At 51.8% G+C, this 17,658-nt stretch carries 13 protein-coding genes; 4 read left to right on the top strand and 9 right to left on the bottom strand.

Features of this window, described 5'->3' with window-relative positions; genetic code table 11:
* The first annotated feature begins 10 nt into the window (after nt 1–10).
* Nucleotides 11–1,009, top strand: a complete 999-nt coding sequence (kdgT, locus tag IEV89_RS06580; protein ID WP_188471705.1) for a 2-keto-3-deoxygluconate transporter — start codon at nt 11–13, stop codon at nt 1,007–1,009.
* An 87-nt stretch (nt 1,010–1,096) separates the two neighbouring features.
* Here the strand turns inward: kdgT and IEV89_RS06575 are convergent, their stop codons facing one another.
* From IEV89_RS06575 to spy, 3 genes are all read right to left on the bottom strand, one after another.
* The gene (locus IEV89_RS06575; protein WP_188471702.1) at nt 1,097–1,402 is read right to left on the bottom strand and encodes a YbdD/YjiX family protein; all 306 of its coding nucleotides are present in this window, start codon (nt 1,400–1,402) and stop codon (nt 1,097–1,099) included.
* Nucleotides 1,395–3,461 (bottom strand): carbon starvation CstA family protein, encoded by a 2,067-nt coding sequence (locus tag IEV89_RS06570; RefSeq protein WP_188471700.1) that lies wholly within the window; start codon nt 3,459–3,461, stop codon nt 1,395–1,397. The genes IEV89_RS06575 and IEV89_RS06570 overlap by 8 nt, the downstream gene beginning before the upstream one ends.
* Before the next feature lie 246 nt (nt 3,462–3,707).
* Nucleotides 3,708–4,211 carry an ATP-independent periplasmic protein-refolding chaperone Spy gene (gene spy / locus IEV89_RS06565; RefSeq protein WP_188471698.1) on the bottom strand — a complete coding sequence of 168 codons (504 nt, stop codon included), beginning with the start codon at nt 4,209–4,211 and terminating at the stop codon, nt 3,708–3,710.
* Nucleotides 4,212–4,578: 367 nt separating this feature from the next.
* Here spy and IEV89_RS06560 point away from each other — a divergent pair, with 367 nt between their 5' ends.
* Nucleotides 4,579–6,012 carry an aminotransferase-like domain-containing protein gene (locus IEV89_RS06560; protein ID WP_188471696.1) on the top strand — a complete coding sequence of 478 codons (1,434 nt, stop codon included), beginning with the start codon at nt 4,579–4,581 and terminating at the stop codon, nt 6,010–6,012.
* Here the strand turns inward: IEV89_RS06560 and IEV89_RS06555 are convergent.
* The 6 genes from IEV89_RS06555 to IEV89_RS06530 all read right to left on the bottom strand — a co-directional run bounded on the left by IEV89_RS06555 (nt 6,009) and on the right by IEV89_RS06530 (nt 13,053).
* Nucleotides 6,009–6,626, bottom strand: a complete 618-nt coding sequence (locus IEV89_RS06555) for a KpsF/GutQ family sugar-phosphate isomerase (protein WP_188471694.1) — start codon at nt 6,624–6,626, stop codon at nt 6,009–6,011. The two genes, IEV89_RS06560 and IEV89_RS06555, sit on opposite strands and share 4 nt — an antisense overlap.
* Nucleotides 6,626–8,263: an FGGY-family carbohydrate kinase gene (locus tag IEV89_RS06550; protein WP_188471691.1), complete on the bottom strand. Its 1,638-nt coding sequence runs from the start codon at nt 8,261–8,263 to the stop codon at nt 6,626–6,628. The genes IEV89_RS06555 and IEV89_RS06550 overlap by 1 nt, the downstream gene beginning before the upstream one ends.
* A gap of 45 nt (nt 8,264–8,308) precedes the next feature.
* Nucleotides 8,309–9,262: an ABC transporter permease gene (locus IEV89_RS06545; RefSeq protein ID WP_188471689.1), complete on the bottom strand. Its 954-nt coding sequence runs from the start codon at nt 9,260–9,262 to the stop codon at nt 8,309–8,311.
* A gap of 1 nt (nt 9,263) precedes the next feature.
* Nucleotides 9,264–10,253, bottom strand: a complete 990-nt coding sequence (locus IEV89_RS06540; protein WP_188471686.1) for an ABC transporter permease — start codon at nt 10,251–10,253, stop codon at nt 9,264–9,266.
* Nucleotides 10,246–11,781: a sugar ABC transporter ATP-binding protein gene (locus IEV89_RS06535; protein WP_188471685.1), complete on the bottom strand. Its 1,536-nt coding sequence runs from the start codon at nt 11,779–11,781 to the stop codon at nt 10,246–10,248. Before IEV89_RS06535 ends, IEV89_RS06540 begins: the two co-directional genes overlap by 8 nt.
* Nucleotides 11,782–12,066: 285 nt before the next feature.
* Nucleotides 12,067–13,053: an autoinducer 2 ABC transporter substrate-binding protein gene (locus IEV89_RS06530; RefSeq protein ID WP_188471683.1), complete on the bottom strand. Its 987-nt coding sequence runs from the start codon at nt 13,051–13,053 to the stop codon at nt 12,067–12,069.
* A gap of 738 nt (nt 13,054–13,791) precedes the next feature.
* On the opposite strand from IEV89_RS06530, the gene IEV89_RS06525 reads away from it, so the two are divergent.
* Together IEV89_RS06525 and IEV89_RS06520 are read left to right on the top strand one after the other, a co-directional pair.
* Entirely contained in the window at nt 13,792–15,357 is a 1,566-nt protein-coding gene (locus IEV89_RS06525) for an MFS transporter (protein ID WP_188471680.1), read from the top strand.
* 89 nt (nt 15,358–15,446) lie between these two features.
* On the top strand, nt 15,447–17,615 hold the full coding sequence (locus IEV89_RS06520) for a right-handed parallel beta-helix repeat-containing protein (protein ID WP_188471678.1): 2,169 nt from the start codon (nt 15,447–15,449) through the stop codon (nt 17,613–17,615).
* Nucleotides 17,616–17,658: the final 43 nt, after the last annotated feature.

Below are 17,658 nucleotides of genomic sequence, written 5' to 3'. Positions count from 1 at the left end.
TGGAAATAACATGCGTATCAAACGTGCTATAGAAAAAATCCCAGGCGGGATGATGTTAGTGCCGTTATTTATCGGCGCGATTTGCCACACTTTTGCCCCGGATGCCGGAAAGTATTTCGGTTCATTCACCAACGGACTGGTTTCCGGCACCGTGCCCATTTTGGCAGTATGGTTCTTCTGCATGGGTGCTTCCATCAAGCTCAGCGCCACGGGAACAGTACTGCGTAAATCCGGTACGCTGGTGTTAACGAAAATCGCCGTAGCCTGGGTTGTTGCCGCGTTGGCCTCATACTTTATTCCGGAGAATGGCGTAGAGTTTGGCTTCTTTGCCGGGCTATCCACCCTGGCGCTGGTCGCTTCCATGGACATGACCAACGGCGGCCTGTATGCCTCAATCATGCAGCAATATGGTACTAAAGAAGAGGCCGGTGCATTTGTACTGATGTCGCTGGAGTCCGGCCCGCTGATGACCATGATCATCCTCGGTACCGCCGGTATTGCCTCCTTTGAACCGCACGTCTTTGTTGGCGCTGTATTGCCTTTCCTGGTCGGTTTCGCCCTCGGCAATCTTGACCCTGAACTGCGCGAATTCTTCGGCAAAGCCGTACAGACTCTGATTCCATTCTTCGCTTTTGCACTCGGTAATACCATCAATCTGACCGTGATTGCGCAGACTGGTTTGCTGGGTATAGCACTGGGCGTGTCAGTGATCATCGTTACCGGCATTCCGCTAATGCTGGCTGATAAGTATATCGGTGGTGGTGACGGAACAGCCGGAATAGCAGCTTCCAGTTCTGCCGGCGCTGCTGTCGCCACGCCGGTACTCATTGCGGAAATGGTGCCGCAGTTTAAAGCCGTGGCTCCGGCTGCCACTGCGCTGGTCGCAACCTCAGTGATTGTTACCTCGGTACTGGTACCCATCATCACCGCCATGTGGTCTCGTCGGATGCGGAATAAGGCCATCAAAGATAAAGTGAGTCTGGACGACCAAATGGCGAGAATTAAGTAGGTTTCAGGCCGTGAGCATGCATTTTTATATTTAAAATCAATGTATTGAATTTAAATGTCAAAAGACAAATCGCCCTACATTTGCTCATCAACAGGGACATTTCCCCATTTTCCCGCCTTCGCTTGGAAATCTCGCTTCGAGACATCTTCGGTGGAAGTCCCGCTCGGAGAGCGGGACACCGTGCGGGTGGCGGATACGGAAGTGGGCGACGTAGTTGCCGTAATCCTGCACGCCGACCATCAGACGGAAGCTTTGGGCAGTGCGACGGGCGATAAGCTTTAGCCACTGCGTGGTATTCTGCGGTCTGGGTTCGACCACAAACAGCGGTTGGCAGCGGGTAATAGTCAGCGCGCGGACGCGAAGCGGAGTAAATATCAGACGGTTGTCAGACATGGCGGGCCTCCCGGCGCTGGACGAGCGCTGTTTCATGTACCGTCGGGGTGGCTGAATTCAGCGCGCGGCGGATCACAAAGAATGATGAAACCAGCATGGTGACGGCCACCAACATAAAGAAGGCGCACAGCGCTGCGTTGATCTGATTATTCAGCACGATGGTATGCATATCTGCCAACGTTTTGGCCGGTTTGATGATTTCACCGCTGTCGATCCCGGCGGAGAATTTCTTCGCCTGCGCCAGAAAACCAATTGACGGCTTCTCGTGGAAAATTTTCTGCCAACCGGCAGTCATCGACGTAATAAACAACCAGACGGTGGGCAGAATAGTTACCCACGCGTAACGTTGTTTCTTCATCTTAAACAACACCACGGTACCCAAAATCAGCGCCATCGACGCCAGCATCTGGTTGCCGATGCCAAACAGCGGCCACAGCGTATTGATACCGCCGAGTGGATCAACCACTCCCTGATAGACAAAGAAACCCCAACCGGCGACGGCCACCGTGGTCCCGGCAATCGTGCCGACCCATGAGCGGTTATTGGCGAGTGACGGCACCGCGACACCAACCAGATCCTGCACCATAAAGCGACAGGCGCGGGTTCCGGCATCGACGGCGGTCAGGATAAACAGGGCTTCAAACAAAATGGCGAAGTGATACCAGAAAGCCATCATGGCGCGGCTGTTAAACACCTCGGTGATGATGTGCGCCATGCCAACCGCGAAGGTCGGTGCGCCACCTGCGCGGGACAGAATTGAGTTTTCGCCAACGTCTTTGGCGATCATCGCCAGTGCCTCAGGGGTAACCACGAAGCCCCAGTTGTTGATCACCTGCGATGCGCTTTCTACCGTAGTGCCAATCAACGCGGCTGGTGAGTTCATGGCGAAATAGACGCCAGGGTCGATAACCGAGGCACAAATCATCGCCATGATCGCGACAAAAGACTCCATCAGCATCGCACCATAACCGATGAAACGGATATGGCTTTCACGCTCAATCAGTTTCGGCGTGGTGCCGCTGGAAACCAGCGCGTGGAAGCCGGAGATAGAACCACAGGCAATGGTAATAAACAGGAATGGGAACAGGCCACCGGAGAATACGGGACCACTGCCGTCGATAAATTTCGTCACCGCCGGCATTTTCATTTCCGGCATCGCAAACACAATGCCAACGGCTAAGCCAGCAATGACACCGATTTTCAAAAATGTCGAAAGATAATCACGCGGAGCCAGCAGCAGCCAGACCGGCAACACGGAGGCGATAAACCCGTAAATCACCAGCACCCAGGTCAGCGTGGTGCCATGCAGGGTGAAAATCGGCCCCCAGAACGGATCAACAGCCACGTTACCGCCGTAAATAATCGCCAGCATCATCAGCACAAAACCGATGATCGACACTTCGGCAATTTTTCCTGGGCGCAGAAAACGCATATAAATGCCCATAAACAGCGCAATTGGGATCGTCGCCGCAATGGTGAACAAGCCCCAAGGGCTGTCCGCCAGCGCTTTTACCACCACCAGTGCCAACGCTGACAGAATAATGATCATCACGCCGAGTGCGCCGAGCATGGTGACCACACCGGCGAAATTACCTAACTCCTGCTTGGCCATTTCACCCAGCGAGCGGCCATCACGGCGGGTCGAAATAAACAGGATCAGGAAATCCTGTACCGCACCCGCCAGCATCACGCCCACTAAAATCCAGATTGTGCCCGGCAGAAAGCCCATTTGCGCTGCCAGAATCGGACCGACCAGCGGACCCGCACCGGCAATCGCAGCAAAGTGGTGGCCGAACAGGACCCATTTATTGGTCGGCACATAATCCAGACCGTCGTTATGGCGCTCGGCCGGCGTCATGCGCCGGTCATCAAGTTCGAAGACCTTCTCAGCAATAAATCGGCTGTAGAAACGGTAAGCGATGCTGTAACAGGCCAGGGCTGCCACCACCAGCCAGACCGCATTAATGTGCTCGCCACGGCTAAGGGCCAGCATGCCAAAGGCAAAGGCGCCGACTAACGCCACCACCAGCCAGGTTATCCTGGACTTGACGTTTTTCATGATCAACTACTCCTAGAGTAAAGGGCCTACTGCAGGGCAACAGGAAATACATTGCTGTAATGTTAATTTGCTGTTTAAAAATAGTGGTTTCGGCGTGATTGGCGATAAGAAAACGGCAGAAGTGTGATGAGGCTTGTGCTTTCAGTCAGGAGGCGGCGCGATGGTGGTACAAAACGGAGGGAGATGATGAGTAAACATAAAAAAACGGCCAGCAGGGCTGGCCGTCATACAAACTCAGGTTAACGATTATTCAGCGACAACAGGGGCATCCTGACCTTGCATTTTCCCCATTTCATGCATTTTCCCCATTTTATCTGCACGTTCCTGGTAGTTCTCATTGAACTGTTTTTTCTGCTCAGGGGTCAGCAAGTTATACATTTTGTTCTCAGCGCGGGCACGATCCAACATGTGCTGGGACTGCGCCTGAGTGATGGTGTCAATCTGCGACTTCGCTTTAGTTTCGTCGAAGCTTTCAGCGGTGACCAAGCTGTGCATGCTATCTCTCTGCGCTTTCATTGCAGCGCGATCAGGACGTGGGCCGCTGTCCTTCATGATCTCTTTCATCTGAGTTTTTTGTTGCTCAGTCAGATTCAGGCCAGCGAACGGGTTCATACGATGCGGGCCTTTATGCTGCATCATTTTGCCCTGGGGTGCGGCGGTAGGTGCTGGAGTCGTTTCTGCTGCAAAAGCGAAAGAGGCGGAGCTAAGAGCCAAGGTAGAAGCCACAATCATTGCGGTAAATTTACGCATAATATAATTCCTCATAAAATTTCAGGCATGAAGCCCGTTTTGTGTTGACGAAGGAAAGTCTAAACCTATAAATGAATAGTAATACGAGGAAGTTGTAAAACAGTGAAAGGCGTGGCGTTGTTATTTAGACAATAGTGGAGAAAACGTTTAGAAAGCGTAAGGATGCGAACAACGTCCTGCGATTGAGTGAGACGATTCTTAGTGAAAAGTCATTATCAAAAACATTATCAGGCTTAATGAATGATAGCCAGAACCTGAGAATGAAACGCTCTGACCCTTTTCATTCTGTTTAACGCGTATTGAAGTAACCATTGAGCCTATAATAGTTAGCATTCTATTAACAGTATCTATAACAGTGAACTGAACTATGGCACTAACCCGTTACGAAACCCTTGCGCAAACCTTGCGCCGCCAGATTGATACGCAAGTCTGGTTACCCGGCGACAAACTGCCTTCGCTGCGGGAGAGCTGTAAACAGTCGGGTCTGAGTCTGATGACCGTATTACAGGCCTATCAGTTGCTGGAGAGCCAGGGGCTGATTGTCGCCCGGCCACAGTCAGGTTATTACGTTGCACCGAGAAAAGTGCGGGCGATGACCCGCAAGTATGCGCATACACTACATGCCGCTGAACAGGTGGATATCAACGACGCGATTTTCGATATTCTCCAGGCCGGACAAGATGCATCGATAGTTCCGCTCGGCTCTGCGTTCCCCGACCCAACTCTCTTTCCGCAACCCCGGTTGGCGCGCTCCCTTGCCAGCGCTGTGCGCCGTATGTCACCGCACAGCGCTATGGCAAACCTTCCTCCTGGCAACGAAGAACTGCGCCGCAGCATTGCCCAGCGTTACGCGCAAAATGGTATGGAAGTGGCACCCGATGAAATCGTTATTACTTCGGGGGCGATGGAGTCGTTGGGGCTAAGCTTGCAGGCTGTGACCGAACCAGGAGACTGGGTGGCTATTGAGTCTCCGGCTTTTTATGGGGTCTTGCAGGCTATTGAGCGGCGTAAATTGAAAGCCGTGGCGATCCCGACCGATGTACGCACCGGGATCGATCTTGACGCACTGGAGCAGGCTCTAGACACTTATCCCATTAAAGCCTGCTGGCTGATGTCCAATTTCCAGAACCCATTGGGATGTACGTTATCGTCAGCGAAGAAATCGCGGCTGGTGGCTATTTTGCAGAACCATGGCGTGGCAGTGATTGAAGATGATGTTTACGGTGAACTCTATTTCGGTGCAGAGCGCCCAATGCCGCTTAAGGCATCAGAGAACCGTAGCCAGATCCTGCATTGTTCGTCATTCTCTAAATGCCTGGCACCTGGTTTCCGGGTCGGCTGGGTGGCAGCGGGCGCCTATGCCGAGCATATTCAACGTTTGCAGCTTATGAGTACCTTATCGGCCAGCGTGCCGGTACAGCTGGCCTTGGCCGACTTTTTGCAGAAAGGCGGCGCGCCGGGCAGATATGACACGCATCTGCGTCGCCTACGGCGACAACTGGAGCAACGGATGATGTCGATGATCAATGCCATCACCGATGCTTTCCCTGCCTGCGTTTCGATAAGCCAACCCGAAGGCGGCTATTTTTTGTGGTTGGATTTAGGCGAAAAAGTCGATGCAGCCAGAGTCTACCGACGGGCATTAACCCAGGGTGTGAGTATTGCGCCAGGTACCATGTTTGCTGTGGATGACCGTTATCGGCATTGCATTCGCATTAATACCTCATTTGAATGGAGCCCGCAGACCGCACGGGCTATAGAAATTCTGGCTAACCTGGTGAATGAAGAGCTAAGAACTTAAGCGTCATTGCTGCGCAGGCTTTTACCGACATTACCACCAGGATGTACCGCCAGCAGGCTCTGTTTATCAAAGCCGTTACGCAGCATGATGCAGCCGCAAATGGCGTCGAACACAGCGAGCACCAGCACAATAGAGGTGGTTGCTAGCATATTCAACGGGTCAATTTCGCGCTGAATATGGGTTTTAAGCACGAGATTAGACGCGACAGCAATCGCGGAGTCGAGGTTTTCAGTGACACTGATTAAGGCGACTTTTTTGGCAGCCAATGTGGGTAGCAGCCGGGTTAATTCTTCGGAGTTGCCACCTCGCGAGATCATGATCATCACGTCGTCGGCGCGTAAAAATCCCAAATCACCATGAGCGGCGTCGGTCGCATTGAGATAGATCGCTGGCTGTTCAACACAGGCCAGCATATGCGCGACTTTACGGGCCGCGATGCCGGAAGTGCCGACACCGGTCACCGCAATCTTTCCTTTACACCCGGCCAGAGTATTCAGCACCTGCTGCCAGATATGCGGGTCAATATTATGCTGTAGAGCCAGTAATTCCTGGCTATAGGTCTGCCATCCAGCGCAAGCTTGCTGCCACTCTGCCGATTCAGGGGTTAATGACATCAGGCATCCTCCTGCATCAGGCGGTGATATTTCATATGGTCATGATACATCTCATGGAACACCTTATATTTGCGGTCGTAATACTCTTTAATTTTGTTGGTCTGCGGCGTAACCGTCTTGCCGATGCGGCTCATCGCGGCCATTGCTTCCGGCAGAGAATCATAAGCGCCAGCGGCCACCGTACCCATCATGGCACTCCCAAGCAGCATGGCTTCACTCTCTTCGGGCAATAGCATGGCGCAGCCTGTCGCGTTGGAGTGTTCCTGCACAAATACTGGGTTTTTAGTCCCGCCTCCACTGGCCATCATGGTGTCGATGCAATAGCCGCTCTGGTTCATGGTTTCGATGATATGCCGCGTGCCGAGCGCCAGTGCCTGAATCGTCGCCAGGTAGTGCAGCGCCATATCTTCTGGTGTGCGCGAGAGTTTCAGCCCAGTCAGCGTACCCGTCAGCGTCGGATTCGCACGCGGAGAACGGTTACCGTGGAAATAAGGGAGCATGTGAATATCTTTGGTCAGAAACGCGATATTCTCCGGCTCCCCGGCCATTTTTCGCAAAATAGCATTCAGGACTTCATAGATCGTTTTACCGCTATCTTTTCCCTGTTTAAGCAAGTCCTGATAACAGGGATGAGATTGGATCACGTGGTCAATCAGTGCACCCGTGGTGGATTGGCCGCCTTCATTGAGCCAATAATCCGGCAAAATAGCAGAATAATAGGGGCCCCAGATGCCGCCGATATAGCGGGCGCTGCGTGACATCGCCATATGCGCGGTGGAAGTGCCGCCAATGAGGGCGATCCGGTGGTCGAAATCAGCCGTTTCACCGGATGCCCCGCTGGCACCCAGTATGCCGAGACTGCCTGCGTGAGCATCAATGATCGAGACGCTAACGGCAGTGCCGGCCATCAATCCCATTTCGGCGGCCGCTCGCTGTGTAAGCCCGTGCCCCAGAGGCTGGCCCATGGTTTTCACTTCGCTGCCAATTTTTGTCGCATTGTTTTCCAGGAGATCTTCCAGCCCAATCTGCTTGAAGTAGCTCGAGTCCCATTGGTCCTCATGACCAACATAAGTCCATTTACACACCGTCGAGCACAAGGAGCGGGTGGCATCCTGCGTGGCGCGCCAGGTCAGAAAGTCAGGCAGGTCGAACAGATGTCCGACATTGTTCCAGGTCGTCGGCATGTGCTGCTTCAACCAGAGCAATTTTGGTGTCTGCATTTCCGGCGAAATAATCCCGCCGACAAACTCCAGTACCCGGTGACCTGTGGCGTTAATACGTTCCGCCTGAGTAATGGCGCGGTGGTCCATCCAGACAATAATGTTCTGCTCGCTGCGCCCTGAAGGGCTGACAGTCAGCGGTTTGCCCTCTTTGTCGAGCACCACCAGTGAGCAGGTGGCATCGAAACCGATGCCCTTCACCTGAATGGGGTTGATATCTGCCTGATTCATCGCATCTTTTATTGAATTGCACACCGCCTGCCAGATCTCATCTGAGGACTGCTCGACAAAATCGGTCTTGGGGCGGAATAGCGTAATATCACGGCTGGCCTGGCCCACCATGCGGCCCGTCATATCAAACACGCCTGCGCGAGCACTGCCTGTCCCTACATCTACACCGATAAAATAAGTCGCCATGTTGTCTTCCCTTCTTTCTTGTTCAATTCTGTCCGGGGACTCCGGTCAGGACTTACGATTCTGTAAAGCGATAAACAGGATCAGCACACCACCCCATAACGCCATGGTCAAATAACTGCTCACACCCATCAAGTTCAGGCCACTTTCCAACATCTGTAATACGATTAATGCCAGCACCAGCCCTAGCACGCGGCCAAACCCACCGTCTGGATTAATGCCACCCAGCACCGAGGCCAGAATGGTCACCAGCAGATAAGAGTCGCCATAACCGGCCTTAGCTGAATTGAATTTCGACATCATCAGCAGCGCCGCTCCCCAACCGAGTAGGGCGGAGAGCACGTAAACCGCAATAGTGACTTTATGAGTATTGATACCGCTAAAGCGGGTAGCCTGTTCATTAGATCCCATCAAGTAGAAACTGCGGCCAAGCGTCGTGTGTTCCAGCAGTACCCACAGTAAGAGGGCCACCAGTAAAAACAGCAGCAGCGCCACCGGAATACCCAACAGGCTACCGTTACTCAAATATTGGATGGCGGAGGGGAAACCAGAGATCACCGCACCACTGGTGAGGAGGATATTCAAGCCGGCAATCAACGTCATGGTGCCGAGCGTGGCAAGAATCGGTGAGACGCCGATATAGGCGATCAGCGCACCATTGAGCGTACCGATCACCAGGGCAACGCCCAACCCGGCCAGCATCGCCAGAAGGAAGTAGACCGGTTGATCGGGATGCGCTACCAGGATGGCCGCCATTACCAGCGAACAGGCATTCGCTCCGGCGATCACTGACAGATTGATCCCGCCGGTCAGCATGGTGATGCCCATTCCCAGCGCCAGCATGCCTAAAATCGGCAATTGCGATGAAATGGACTGGAAATTACCCAGGCTGAAGAACTGCCCACCAAGCGTAAACGAGAACAGCAGGGCGACGGCCAGGATGATGAGTAACTGCAAACGGATGATGCGGTCACCGGGAAGAAATCGGGTTAAGGTTGTCATATTACATTCCCTTCGCCAGTTTGCGTTTTTCGTTCCACGCGGTGCTGCTGATGCTGACCAGAATGATCACACCGCTGAAAACCTGATGCCAGTAGGAGGAGATACTCAGTAGTGTCAAACCGTTTTGCAAAAATGCCAGCAGCATGACACCCAGTACCGTACCCGTCAGGGAACCGCGCCCGCCGGTCATACTGGTCCCCCCGAGTACGACGGCTGCCAGTACGGTGAGCTCATAACCGAGCAGTGAATTTGGCGCGACGGATTGCGTAATCTGCGCCTGAACCACTGCGGCGATCCCCGCCAGCAGTCCCATAAAACCGTAGACATAAAAGTGCAGTCGCAGGATGTTAAGGCCAAGGCGTGACGCTGCGTCACGATTGCTGCCCATGGCATAGATCTGGCGGCCAATACGGGTGCAATTCATCAAAATCCCGGTGACGACAATCACGCTCAGGAGACTGAGCAGCGGTAGCGTCAAGCCGTAGTCGTAACCGTCTGCACCCTTGAACGAGAACCAGTTGATCCCGTTCATAAACCAGTCCGGAAATCCGTATAACCAGGTCCCGTTGGTCAGATAAACCAGCAAACCGTAGAACAGATTGAGGGTGGCGATGGTGATGATAATGGCCGGAACGCGCAGCCAATAGACCAGAAAACCGTTCACCAGTCCGAGCAGCATACCTACGCCCATCGCCATGGCGAAAGCGAGTGGGAAGCTGCCGCCGTGGTGGATGATGTAACTGGCCATCACGTATTGCCCGATCGACGTCACTGCCGGGAAAGAGATGTCGATACCCCCGGCAATCAGCACCACAAACAGGCCGCAGGCCAAAATGCAGAGAATGGCATAGCTGGTGGCGACGTCAGTCAAATTACCGAGAGTCAGGAACTCTTTGGTACTGAGGCTCAGGCCAATGGCCAGAAGCAGAACCAGTAAACCGAGCCAGAACTCGTGCTGCGCAAAGACTTTACTCAGATGTTTTTTATCCATTTATCACCTCCGCAATCTGTGCTTCGCTGCACTGGTGCGGCGCGAACTCGGCAATCAACTGACCTTTACGCATCACCAGAACACGGTGACTGTTGTAATAGGCTTCGGGAATTTCATCGCAAATCATTAATACCGCCATACCTGACTCAGCCAGATCCCGCGCAATACGATAAATTCCCTCTTTATTGGCAATATCTACGCCTACCGTTGGTGAGTCGAGGATCAGAATGTGCGGATGGGTTGCGACCCATTTAGCAATGGCAATGCGCTGGGCATTGCCCCCGGAAAGCGTCTTCACCGGTAGCGCACTGTCTGAGACTTTAATGTTCAGATCACGGATCAGATCTTTTACCACAGAGGCCGCTTTACGGTGGTCCATCAGTCCACTGCGGGTTTGCAATATGCCGAAAATTGACACCAGCGTATTATCATAAATGGACTGATCCATGATTAAGCCCTGTGTCAGGCGGTCCTCTGACACATACGCAATACCGTGGTCAATAGCATCGCGGTTACTGCGCAGTTTGACTTTTTTACCGTTCACCTTGATATCACCACTGTCGGGCTGGCTCATGCCAAACAGGCTCATGCACAATTCGGTACGTCCGGAACCGAGCAGGCCGATAATGGAGGTGATTTCTCCCTGACGTAGCGACAGCGAAATGTCGTTGTACTGGCCCGCGCGGCTGAGGTGGCTGATTTCCAGTAGAGGCGTGGTGTCGGCCGATGCATGATGTGGCAAGTGGCTGTAACTGAAACGCTGGCCGGTCATCAGAAACGCCAGTTCGCTGCTGTCGAGCTTACTGGCCGGATAAGTACCCACCAGTTTGCCGTCGCGCATCACGCTGATACGGTCGGCAACTTCCATCACTTCGTCGAGACGGTGGCTGACAAACACCACACATATTCCGGCAGCTTTCAATTCGTTCACCACTCGCAACAGGCCATTGACCTCGGTGCGGGTCAAAGAAGCGGTCGGTTCATCCATGATGACCAGGCTCGCGTCAGCAGCGATTGCCCGGCATATTGCCACCAATTGACGGTCGGCGATCGATAGCTTTTCGACTTTACGATCGAGATCCAGAGAGACACCAACACGTTGCATAGCAGCCAGTGCTTTTTTGCGCATTGCCTCGCGATGTACCCAGAAATCACCGCCCGGTAAATAGCGGTGAATGGCAATATTCTCGGCAACCGATAAATTCGGGAATAAAGACAGATCCTGATAAATCACCTGAATACCGTAATAAGAGGAAAGCTGTGGCGTCAGCGAGTGGAATAACTTTCCATCAAGCTGAATAGTTGCGCCTTTTTCTGGCTGATAAACTCCAGAAATCACTTTAATAATGGTGCTTTTTCCACAACCATTCTGACCGGCAAGGCAATGCACCTCGCCTTTATTTAAGGTTAGGGTGACATTATCCAGCGCGAGTACGCCGGGGAATTTTTTACTGATACACTCAAGGCTGATAAACGGCTTGGGTGAACTTAAGGGCGTGGGCGACCTGGAGTTTGATGAAGTATTCATCACATTATCCTTACAGCATGGATTGTTTATTATATTTATAATCATGTTTTTTAGAAAAACAGATACGGTACATCTAATTACGCCGTATCTGTTCCTATTTGCCTGGTGAAGGCGTTGGGAATTAAAAATATTCCCGGTAAAAATAAAGCGTCATTTTCACATCCTCAACATCACTCGAGTAGCCGAAAGCCGGTCACCGAGCGAACCCCGATGAGCTGACTGATATCAGTTATTCGGGTGAACAAGAGCCGTCAACGTCTCTGCGGCGCCAAGAATGATCGAGATTTAGAAACCAAGTGACTTGGCATTCTCTGACGTCACTTCAAGGATCTTATTAAAACGAATGACGTGTTTATCCATATCAACGTCTGCTTTACCCAACCCATCTATGGTTAAATCTTTGGTCACAGGTTTGCCCTGCAACATCTGGTCAGCAACGCTTACCAGTGCGAAACCGGCATCTTTCGGATCCCATAACAGGACTTTCTTAATGTCGCCGCGCATCAGGTAAGGGGCTGCCTGGGCAGGCATCGCGATACCGACCACCGCTATTTTATTTTTTGCACGTTTCTGCTGAACGGCTTGACCGGCTCCAATTGGGCCTAATGAACCAAAGCCGATAATCCCTTTCATATCAGGATACGTTTTCATGAGATCCAGCGTGGTGGAGTAAGACTTATCAATATTCTCAGCCACCGGAAGACGCGAAGTCACTTCATGCATGTCTGGGTATTTTTCTTTCTGATATTTAATGGCCGCATCTGCCCAGGCATTATGTAAAGGTACGGTCAGTGAGCCGACGTAAATAGCGTAACCCCCTTTACTGCCCATATCCTTGGCTAACTCATCCATGTTGGCTTCAGCATATTTTTGGCTATCAATCGTTTCAATATCCCACTGACCGATGTGCTGGTCGGGTGATTCGTGGGTTAATACCACAATCCCTGCGTCACGGGCTTTTTTAAGTACCGGTTCTAATACTTTTGCATCATTTGGAACGACAATAATGGCGTCCACTTTTTTGGCGATTAAGTCTTCAATCACTTTAACCTGGGCTGCTGGGTCGGGTGTCGATGCACCTACCTGATAAGCATTGACATGAAGCTTTTGCGCGGCATCTTTTACACCGACTTCCATGCGGGTAAACCAGGGAATGCCGGTAACTTTGGCAACCAGAGCGATATTGTAGGGTTTGGCGGCAAAACTTGGTGTGGCGATTAACATGCATGCAGAAACCACACATGCGCTGACTAATGCGAGGTTAAATTTCATGGCTATACCTTTTCTTATGATCTGGGTGTAAGGGTAGTGGTGATGTTTTCCACGTACTGAGGTTAACAAAGGAGAAATGGACTGCACGCAGGAAAGTAAATAAAATGTGATCTACGTCCGAAAATGTTAAATAATGGGTAATTTAAGGTTAAATTAATGTTAATTAAAATCAAGGGTGGGCTAAAAAGGCAAAACAAGAGGCGTTAATTGTTAAAAAAATGCCTTTTATGTACCAATTATTTAACAAATAAAATACAACAAAAAACAAAACACCTATCTATCCTAAGATTCTTTGTCCCCTCAGGCGCATTGGTAAAACAGAATGCGTAGAGTGTGAGAACAATCACGTTAGAGGTTTCACTGCCCCAGGTTTCATCATCACTCACTGTAGCAAGCCACAGAGCCAGGGATTGCTCTTTCCCCACGCGTCTTCCTCTTATAGGACAGCCCTTAACCTGATGAGCTCCCTCGTATTTCTGCCAATCCGGGGCTGAAAGAAGTTTGCCAGTAAATCATTCCATGTTGAATTAATTCAACGTAAATAATCGCGCCAATAGTTTGTTTATTTGGGAGAAGAATGATAAGTGCTTCTCAAATTACGCGTTCAGCTATCTGTCTGGTATTTCAAATGTGAACTAATTCACATCTATTCATCAATCCCGCCTATATAAAACGATATCCCTAAAAAAATAAAACACCGGTTCATAAATGTAAGTACCTCTCTGGGCGGGAATCTCAATGAACGCAGAAAAACCAATTTTATTCAGACATCAACTGGCTTATGGCGGCGGTAATTTATTAGGCAGCGGGGCACTGGCCATTGCCGGAATTTGGCTGCTTTACTTTTACACGACCTTTTGTGGTCTGACGCTGTTGCAGGCAGCAGCGATATTCTCCGTCGCGAGCGTTATCGATGCGATCAGCAACCCGTTGATGGGTTATCTTTCCGATAACTTCGGTAAAACGCGCCTTGGTAAACGTTTTGGTCGCCGTCGATTCTTCATTCTGCTCGGCATACCGTTGATGATGTTCTACCCGCTACTGTGGGTCGAAGGCTTCGGCTTCTGGTACTACCTTTCAACTTATGTTGTGTTCGAGTTGATCTACACCTCAGTGATGGTGCCGTATGAAACTCTCGCTACGGAAATGACCACCGACTTCTCCGCGCGCTCCAAGCTGACTGGCTACAAAGCGATTTTCGGTAAAGTCGCGAACTTCCTCGCCGCGTTCATCCCCGGTCAGTTCATTCTGATCTACGGTAAAGACTCCGCCGAGCCGTTTTTCTTCACTGCACTGACCTACGGTGTGATTTTATGTATCGCCATCGGCATGCTGTATTTATCTTCATGGGAACGTCCGACGGAAGAAACCACGCCGATTGATGAGAAAAAGCAAAGCCTTGGCAAAACCATGCTCACGCTGTTGCGCGACATGAAATCCACCTTCCACCTGCGTGTATTCCGCAAACATCTGGGCATGTATCTGTGCGGTTTCGGTGCTGAATGGCTGTTTGCTTCAGCCTTCACTTACTTCATCATTTTCGTACTGCAATATGATCCGACGATGGTTGCCGGACTCAGCAGCTTGAACTCGATTCTGCAACTGTTCTCTACCGCAATCTTCATCGGTATTTGTGTGAAGCACGGCTTCAGCAAGCCTTACATCCTGGCGCTGAGCATTGTGGTGTTCTCGGTCGCCTGTTACAGCCTGCTGCACTTCCTGCATCTGCCGCAACAGTATGCAACGGCCGCGATGCTGACCATCACCGTGATATTCGGTATTGGTACCGGTGGTGTGTATTACATTCCCTGGACGGTTTACACCTTCCTGGCGGACATTGATGAAGCCTTCACCGGCCGTCGTCGCGAAGGTATCTATGCTGGTGCAATGACCTTCTCCGGCAAGCTGACGCGTTCGGTCATCGTGTTCGTGATGGGCGCCGTCCTCAGCTTCTATGGTTTCCAGTCCAAATCACATACCCAACCGGAAAGCGCTGTGATGGCGATCGCGATGGTGTTCGGTATCGGGGTTATCACACTGGCACTGATGGCAATGGTGTTCAGTAATCAGATGAAATTAAACCGCAAAACTCACCTGGTGGTCCTTGGCGAAGTGGCACGTATCAAAGCTGGGGGCGAGATCCGCGGGATCCAACCTGACGTGCGTGCGGTGATGGAAGAACTGATTGGCTATCCGTACGAACAATGCTGGGGTAACAGTGAAGTCTGCCGCAAAATCTTCGATACGCCAGCGGTTGAGCTAACCGAACAGAAACCCATGGTGAGCACCACGCAACACCCGTAAACCTCAGCTTTACCACGTTATTAATTACCTTACCGACTGGCCGGGAAAACCGGCCAGCGACGCCTTACGTTTTTAGGATGAGAACGACTATGTGGGAACGTAACTTGTTTATTGTCGCGCTGTCTCTCGGAGTTAGCGCACATGGCATGGCCGCCGCATTGCCTGCCACCAGCAGCCTGATCTGGCACAGCATCACTTTTGGCCAGTCAACTGATATCAATTTCGCCACTAACGTCTTACCGGAAAAAACCGGCATGAACGAAACGCGTCTGGCGGACGGGAAAAATATCTCGCAAGCTGGTGTGCCACTGACAACACCATTTACCATTGAAAGCCGCGGTGGGAAAGTGGGTAACAGTCACGATGGATTAACCTATTTCTACACCCGCTTACCGGCTGACGTGAACTTCCAGCTGGAAGCCGACATCACGCTTAATCAATTTGGGCCAGAAAATGGCGCAAAACCGGCGGGGCAGGAAGGCGCGGGATTACTGGTGCGCGATATTTTGGGGACACCGCGCGAGCCGGTGACCAAACCGGGTATAGAGGAATTACCGGCAGCGTCCAATATGGTGATGAACAGCGTCATGGCCACAGGCGATAAACCGCCAGTGGTGGCGCTGATTGCCAGGCAGGGCGTGCAGCAACCTTGGGGCAATACGGGTATCGGTATCCTGCGCGAAGGCTATCATCCACTCAGCACACCTCAACATTTCTCATTGCGGCTGACCCGCACGGACAACGGCTTTGACGTCGCCTATGCGCCGCAGGGCCGTGAGCAGTGGACAACCAAAACCGTTGAAGGCGCAGACCGCATCACGCAACTGGATAAAACCGGTTATTACGTGGGGTTCTTTGCCTCACGCAACGCCAGCATCACCGTTAATCACGCGAAGCTAACGCTCAGCGAAGCGCATACTCAGCCTTCAGTACCCTACGTGACACCGTCACTGGAAGCGCGCATCGAAGTGATGTCATCGCCGGTGATATCGCGCCGCGACAGCCTATTCCAGCTGCGCACTAACGGCGACGGTCAGTTGCAGATCGAACAGGGCGGTAAACCGCTACAGCGCCAGCAAACCATGCGCGGCGGAGAAGTGATTGCGGTGCCGTTCCATGCCGATCGGCCTGCAACTTCTTTTAAGGTGACGTTTACCCCGGAAAAGGGTACGCCGGTGACGCAGGAATTCCCGGTCAGCATGACGCTGGTCAGCAACCCTGATGAACTGTATGTCTCACCACAGGGCACAGCGGGCAACGACGGTTCACGCACACATCCACTGGATTTCGCCAGTGCGGCCAATCTGTTAGCGCCGGGCGGTACCCTGTGGATTGCTGACGGTGAGTATCCGGCCAGCATGATCCCGGCAACCGCCAGTGGCACGAACAAAGCCCTGAAAACGCTGCGCGCGCAGGGTGATAACGTGATATTCCACGGTCTGAAACTCGATGCCAGTTATTGGGCTGTGCAGGGCATTAACGTCACGCAGAAAAGCTTTCACGTAGCCGGAAGTTATAACCATATTGACCGCGTCAAAGCGCATCACGCCGACGACACTGGCATCTGGGTGGCCTCGCCAGACGGCATCGGGCGCGCACTGTGGGCCAGCCACAATCTGATCAGTAATTCAGAATCCTGGGGAAATCAGGATACTGGGCGTAAAAACGCTGATGGCTTTGCGGTGAAAATGCGCGTTGGCGAGGGCAACCGGCTGGTGAACTGTTATTCCCACGACAACATCGATGATGGATTTGATCTGTTCAATAAGATTGAAGATGGCCCGAACGGCAGAGTCACTATTGAAAACAGTCTGTCCGTCCACAACGGCAGCAACGGTTTCAAACTCGGTGGGGAAGGATTACCCGTCGCGCACCTTGTCCGCAATAACGTCGCGCTGGAAAACGGCATGGACGGTTTTACAGACAACTTCAACCCTGGCGCACTGGTGATTGAAGGCAACCGCGCGGTGGACAACAAACGCTTCAATTTCCTGTTCCGTCCGTCTCCTTACACCACCGCAGACAAACAGGGCTTCTTCAAAGGCAATATTTCGCTGCGCACCACGGCAGGCAAGTATGACGATGCGATCAGCGGGAATATCGATAACAGTGATTATTTCTATACAAACCATAAAAGTGTGAATAAAGCGGGGAAACAAATAAAGCCTGATGATTTTAAAACACTTCAGTTGCCAAACCCGGTGCTCCGTAAACCGGACGGCGAATTTAATTATAAAGATTTTTTTGCAAAGAAATAAATGAAGTAAAACAAGTTATATAAATGACTCATAAAAACACTGC

Origin of the sequence: Hafnia psychrotolerans (assembly GCF_014639435.1) — a bacterium.
GTDB lineage: Bacteria > Pseudomonadota > Gammaproteobacteria > Enterobacterales > Enterobacteriaceae > Ewingella > Ewingella psychrotolerans.
This window is presented reverse-complemented; position numbering and strand designations above follow the sequence as displayed.